The sequence below is a fragment of the Acidimicrobiia bacterium genome (assembly GCA_035948415.1).
Lineage (GTDB): Bacteria > Actinomycetota > Acidimicrobiia > IMCC26256 > PALSA-555 > PALSA-555.
Genome location: DASZJD010000052.1, coordinates 1 through 5,241 on the forward strand (window position 1 = coordinate 1; position 5,241 = coordinate 5,241).

Below are 5,241 nucleotides of genomic sequence, written 5' to 3' on the forward strand. Positions count from 1 at the left end.
GCGACCTTCGTGGTCGTCGACAACGACGGGGGCGGGATCTTCTCGTTCCTCCCGTACGCGCGGCTCGTGCCGCCGACGGTCTTCGAGCAGGTGCTCGGCACGCCGCCGGGCGTGGACGTCGCCGACGTCGCGGTCGCGCACGGCGTGGCCGTCGAGGAGGTCGAGAAGGCCTCGGGGCTCGTCCCCGCGCTCGCGCGGGCGATGGCGGCCGGCGGCGTGCGGGCGATCCGAGTTCGGACCGACCGGCGGACGAACGTCCGGCGTCACGAGGAGGTGTGGGCCGCGGTCGCGGCGGCGCGGCGCGACGGCGGCCCGTCGTGACCCGGTGCGCGGCCCCCGTCGTCAGGGGGCGACGAGCGCGCGGAGCATCGGCTCGAGCTTGACCTGGGTCTCGGCCCACTCCGCGTCCGGGTCCGAGCCGGCCACGATGCCGGCGCCGGCGCGGAGCACCGCCGTGGCGCCGTCGATCTCGGCCCCCCGGAGCGCGACGGCCCACTCGCCGTCGCCGCGCGCGTCGACCCAACCGACCGGCCCCGCGTAGCGACCCCGAGGCGCGTCCTCGAGCGCGGCGATGGCGCGCAGCGCGCCGTCGCGCGGGGTGCCGGCGACGGCCGCGGTGGGGTGGAGGCGGCGGGCCACCGCCAGCGCGGACGGCGAGGGCGGGCGCAGCCGGCCGCGGACCGGGGTGGCGAGGTGCACCACCGACGAGAAGGCGAGGCTCGTCGGCGCCGGGGCCACCTCGAGGTCGTCGCAGAGCGACGACAGGGCGCCGACGACGCCGTCGACCACGAGGCGGTGCTCGTGGGCGTCCTTCCCCGAGACGCGCAGGTGCTCGCGCCCCTCGTCGTCGGCGGGTGCGGTGCCGGCCAGCGGCCTCGACTCGACCCGCGCCCCGACGCGGCGCACGAGCAGCTCGGGGCTGGCGCCGACCAGCCCCTCGGCGTGGTGGACGAAGCAGCCGGGCTCGTGGCGACGCAGCCGCCGGAGCGCGGTCCGGGGCGAGAACGGCGCGTCGGCCTCGACGACCACGGCGCGGGCCAGCACGACCTTTGCCAGCTCGCGCCGGTCGATCGCGTCGAGGGCGCCGCGCACCATGGCGCGCCAGGCGCGCCGGCCGGTGAGGCTCGTGACCCGCCAGGCGGTGGGCTCGTCCTCGGCGAGCGCCGCCGCGAGCGGCCGGGCCGGCTCGTCGCCGACCTCGGTGACCCATCCGCGGCCGTCCGCCGTCCGTCCGACGACGAGGCGCGGGATGACGAGCGACGACGGCAGCGCGGGGTCGAACGGCAGCGCCCCCACCGCGAGCGGGCCCGTCCCGGGCCACGCCAACGGGTCGTCGATGTCGAGGGCCGCCAGCACCGCGTCGGCGGTGTCGACGTCGACGCGCGCGGCGACGCCGCTCGTGACGAAGCCGCTGCCGTCGCGCAGCCACGCGCTCCCGTCGGGGCCGAGCGCGTCGAGGAGGTCCTCCGGCGGCGAGATCGCGCGCGTGACGGCGCGCAGGCGTGGCCGCGACGCGGCGAGGGTGGTCACGGGCGGGTCCCGACGATGAGCTGCACGGCGCCGCCGGTCATCGCCTCCCGGCGCACGGCCTCGAAGCCGGCGCCGCGCAGCCGGTCGAGGAGCACCGGTGGCGCCGGCAGGTAGGCCGCCGACCGCGGGAGGTACCGGTAGGCGTCGGGCTCGTGGGCCAGGAGCCGGCCGAGCAGCGGGATCGTGCCCCGGAACCACAGTGCGTGCCCGAGCCGGAGCGCCGGGCGCGTCGGCACCGCGGCGTCGAGGGCGACGAAGCGCCCACGGGGTCGCAGCACCCGCAGGCAGGCGCGGAACAGGGTGTCGAGCTCGACGACGTTGCGGAGCACGAAGCCGGACACGACGCCGTCGAGGCTGTCCTCGCGGAACGGCAGCAGCTCGGCGTCGGCGCGGACCAGCGGCTCGTCCGTCCGCGCCGCGCCGAGCATCCCGGCCGACCGGTCGACGCCGACGGCTCGATGCCCGGCGCGCGCCAGCTCGCGGCACAGGTCGCCGGTCCCGCACCCGACGTCGAGGACGCGGCTGCCCGGGTCGAGGTCGAGGGCGGCGACCGCGCGTCGCCGCCAGCGGCCGTCCTGGCCCATGGAGATGATCCGGTTCATGCGGTCGTAGTCGGGCGCGATGCGGTCGAACATCGCCTCGACGACGCGCCCCTTCGGCGGCCCCTCGGGGAGCGCGTCGCCGGTCTGGACGCGGGGCCCGCTCATGCCCCGGTCTCGCCGGCGGCGCCGCCCCAGTCGGGCTCGGCGCGCGCGGCGTCGAGCTCGGCCGGCTCGCCGACGGACTCGAGATGCTCCTGGGCCACCTCGAGCAGCACGGCGCGGAAGTGGTGCTCGACGAGCGTGGTGACGGTCGGCAGCAGGGTGCGGAAGGCCTCGACGAGGCGTCGGGCGCGCTCCTCGGCGCCGAGGTCGGCGTCGCGCAGCGGCTGGCGGACGTGCACGTCGAAGAGGGTGACCGCGCGCTCGGCGATGGCCCGGGTGGCCGTGTCGTGGCTCTGGGCGAGCGCGAGGAGCTCGGGCAGCGGCAGCCCGGCCGACAGCAGCTGGAGGCCGGCGGCGACGACGGCGGCGTCCGACGCCGCGAAGCGCGGCTCCCCGTCGCGGCGGCGGGCGACCAGGAGGCCCTCGCGCGCCACGGCCTCGAGCAGGGCCGACGGCACGCCGGCCCGGGCCGCCAGCTCGTCGAGGGTCAGGAGCTCGTCGTCGCTCGCCGCCACCACGGCCGCCGCCAGGGGCTCGTCGGCGGCGTCGAGCTCGCCGTCGAGCAGGCGGCGGATCACCGCCAGGGAGAAGCCGCGCCCCTGCAGCTCGCGGATGCGCAGGAGCCGCTCGAGGTGCTCGGTGTCGTACCAGGCCACCCGACCCTCGCGCCGGGGCGGGGGCAGGAGCCGCCGCTTCTGGTAGAAGCGGATGGTGTCGACGGACGTCTCGGTCCGTCGGGCCAACTCCTCGACGCGAACCTCGGCCACGCCCGAATTGTAGGAGTAGGAACTCCCAGAGTGGGAACGGGGGCTAGGGGGGCCGGCGCCACACCGGCGGGCGCTTCTCGATGAAGGCCGTCGCGCCCTCGATGCCGTCGCCGGAGGCCCCGACCTCGGCCGCGGCCTCCATCGTCATCCGCCACCCCTCGGCCTCGGTCGCCTCGACCGCCGCTCGGATCAGGCGCCGGGTGACCCGGACCGCGGTGGGGGAGTTGCCGGCGATCCGCTCGGCGAGGGCCAGCGCGGCGTCGATCACCTGGTCGGGCGGGACGACCCGGTTCACGAGCCCGACCTGGAAGGCGCGGTCGGCGCTGATCGGCTCCGCGGTCAGGCCGATCTCGAGGGCGAGGGCGAGCGGGACCCGCTTGGCCAGGCGGATCGGGCCCCCGGCGGCGGCGAGCAGGCCGCGGGCGGCCTCAGGCAGGCCGAACACGGCGTCGGCGGCGGCGACGACGAGGTCGCAGGCCAGCACGAGCTCGAAGCCGCCGGCGACGGCGGCGCCGTTCACCGCCGCGATCACCGGCTTCGCGAAGTCCCGCTGGGTGAGGCCGCCGAACCCGCCGCGCCGGGTCATGATCCCGGCGCCCTCCCCGCGGGCGATCACCCGCAGGTCGGCGCCGGCGCAGAAGACGGGACCGTTCCCGGTGATGACCACGGCGGCGACGTCGGGGTCGGGCTCGACGGCGTCGAGCGCGGCCTCGATCGCCGCCGACAGCTCGGGGCTCATGGCGTTGCGGGCCTCGGGCCGGTTCAGGCGGAGCAGCTCGACGGGGCCCCGTCGCTCCCGCTCGAGGATCGGCATGGGAGGTGACGCTACTGGGGGTCGTGGGTCAGTTTGAGTGTCGTACCCCACGAATACCCTGATTCTCGCGAGAGCCGTCGGTCCCTCGGTAGGAGGGGGCGTGGAACTGCCTTCGGGCTGCCGACGTAAAGCCGAATGTACGCGGAGGGTCGAAGTCTGACCCACTGCCCTACTGGGCGCTCGGCGCGACGGCGCCCAGCGGCGCCGGCGCCGGGTGCGCGAGGTCGTCGAGGTCCCGGTCGAACCCGCGGCGGGCCGCGCGCACGACGACGAACGAGGCCGCGAGCAGCGCCGCCGCCCCGGCCGTCGTCGCCGGGAGCCCGACGGCGTCGGCGATCGCGCCCTGGACGATGCTGCCGATCGGGTAGAGCAGGCCGAGCAGCACGAAGAAGACGCTGAGGACCCGCCCGCGCAGCGCCGCCGGGGCGCGCAGCTGGGCGATCGTCGTGAAGCTCGAGAGGCAGCCGAGGTAGAGCGCCCCGACGAAGAAGATCGCGGCCGCGCCTGCGGCGAGCGTGGGTGCGGCCGCGTACGCGAGGAGCGCGAGTGGGAGCACGGCGAGGCAGCCGAGCACCGTGCGCCGGAGCCCGAGCCGACGGACGAGGGCGCTGAGGACGAGGGCCATGACCACCGCCCCGGCGCCCTGCGCCGTCACGAGTGCCGCCGTGCCGCCGGCGGCGTCGTGGAAGACGCGGAGCGCGACGGCGGGGACGAGGGCGATGAACGGGGCGGCGAGCAGCGAGTTGAGGGCGAGGTAGACGATGACGGCCCGGATGCCGGGGTCGCGCCAGGCGTACCGCGCGCCCGAGCCGATCGCCTGGCGGACGGTCTCGCCCGGCACCGGCGTCGGCGCCGGGAGGCGGAGTGGCGCGACGGCCACGATGACGGCCAGGAAGCTGGCGGCGTTGATCGCGAAGGCGAGGCTGTACCCGCCGACGCCGATGACGACGCCGGCGATCGCGGGGCCGATCACCCGGCCCAGGTTCCACTGCGCCGAGCTGAGCGCGACCGCGCCGGTCAGCTCGTCGCGCGGCACGAGGTCCGGGAGCAGCGCCTGGAACGACGGCAAGCCGAGCGCGTTGGCGCACCCCGACGTGAAGACGATCGCGGTCACGGCCCACGGCCGGGCCGCGCCGACGGCCGCCAGCGCCGCCAGCGTCGCGGCGAGCACGGTCTGCACCGTCGTGGTGGCCAGCAGGAGCCGGCGACGCGGCAGGCGGTCAGCGAGGGCGCCGCCGAGCGGCCCGACCAGCGCGTTCGGGAGGAAGGCAGCCGCGGCGACGATGCCGGCCCAGCCCGCCTGCCCGGTCTGGGAGGTCACGAGGATCCCGACCCCGACCGTCTCCATCCAGGTGCCGACGTTCGACGCGAACGCGCCCGTCCACAGCGCCGCGTACCGGCGGTGGCGGAGGGGGGCGAGGGAACG

General features: G+C 77.1%; 6 protein-coding genes. 1 reads left to right on the plus strand and 5 read right to left on the minus strand.

The features are described 5' to 3' along the window. Nucleotides 1-321, plus strand: a 321-nt coding sequence (locus tag VG869_07015) for a 2-succinyl-5-enolpyruvyl-6-hydroxy-3-cyclohexene-1-carboxylic-acid synthase (GenBank protein ID HEV3450938.1), incomplete at its 5' end; no start/stop codon positions are given. Between the two features lie 21 nt (nucleotides 322-342). Here VG869_07015 and VG869_07020 read toward each other — a convergent pair. The 5 genes from VG869_07020 to VG869_07040 form a co-directional block, all read right to left on the minus strand. Continuing rightward, a complete protein-coding gene (locus tag VG869_07020; GenBank protein ID HEV3450939.1) occupies nucleotides 343-1,530 on the minus strand; it encodes an isochorismate synthase in 1,188 nt (395 codons plus the stop codon). Then, complete coding sequence (locus VG869_07025; GenBank protein HEV3450940.1) at nucleotides 1,527-2,237, minus strand: ubiquinone/menaquinone biosynthesis methyltransferase; 711 nt, start codon at nucleotides 2,235-2,237, stop codon at nucleotides 1,527-1,529. Before VG869_07025 ends, VG869_07020 begins: the two co-directional genes overlap by 4 nt. Further along, a complete protein-coding gene (locus VG869_07030) occupies nucleotides 2,234-3,001 on the minus strand; it encodes a MerR family transcriptional regulator (protein HEV3450941.1) in 768 nt (255 codons plus the stop codon). The genes VG869_07025 and VG869_07030 overlap by 4 nt, the downstream gene beginning before the upstream one ends. Nucleotides 3,002-3,044: 43 nt before the next feature. Beyond that, nucleotides 3,045-3,815, minus strand: a complete 771-nt coding sequence (locus VG869_07035) for an enoyl-CoA hydratase-related protein (protein HEV3450942.1) — start codon at nucleotides 3,813-3,815, stop codon at nucleotides 3,045-3,047. 169 nt (nucleotides 3,816-3,984) lie between these two features. Continuing rightward, a partial coding sequence (locus VG869_07040; GenBank protein ID HEV3450943.1) for an MFS transporter occupies nucleotides 3,985-5,241 on the minus strand: 1,257 nt, incomplete at its 5' end.

Coding starts and splice junctions, on each gene's coding strand:
- VG869_07025 (HEV3450940.1), bottom strand. CDS start 2,237: ATGAGCGGGCCCCGCGTCCAGACCGGCGACGCGCTCCCCGAGGGGCCG.
- VG869_07035 (HEV3450942.1), bottom strand. CDS start 3,815: ATGCCGATCCTCGAGCGGGAGCGACGGGGCCCCGTCGAGCTGCTCCGC.